This window comes from Neorhizobium huautlense (assembly GCF_002968575.1).
Lineage (GTDB): Bacteria > Pseudomonadota > Alphaproteobacteria > Rhizobiales > Rhizobiaceae > Neorhizobium > Neorhizobium huautlense.
Genome location: NZ_PVBM01000130.1, coordinates 1 through 389, shown reverse-complemented (window position 1 = coordinate 389; position 389 = coordinate 1). Strand labels below are relative to the sequence as shown.

Sequence of the window (389 nt, the reverse complement as noted above, 5' to 3'; positions counted from 1 at the left end):
ATCTGGATGTGCAGATGGTGCCAGTGTCGGTGATGTTTGGTCGCGCGCCGGGGCGTGAAAAAGGCGAAGTGAACCCGCCGCTGCGTATGCTTAACGGCGTACAGAAATTTTTCGCTGTACTGTGGCTCGGTCGCGACAGTTTTGTGCGTTTCTCGCCGTCAGTTTCGCTGCGCCGTATGGCGGATGAACACGGCACGGATAAAACTATCGCTCAGAAACTGGCGCGCGTGGCGCGTATGCACTTTGCCCGTCAACGTCTGGCTGCCGTAGGCCCACGTTTGCCTGCTCGTCAGGATCTGTTTAATAAGCTGCTCGCCTCCCGCGCCATTGCCAAAGCGGTAGAAGATGAAGCGCGCAGCAAAAAAATCTCCCATGAAAAAGCGCAGCAG

General features: G+C 56.6%; 1 protein-coding gene. It reads left to right on the top strand.

The annotated features are described in order from the left end of the window. Positions 1-14 precede the first annotated feature (14 nt). A partial coding sequence (locus tag C5L12_RS27950) for a hypothetical protein (protein WP_205839405.1) occupies positions 15-389 on the top strand: 375 nt, incomplete at its 3' end.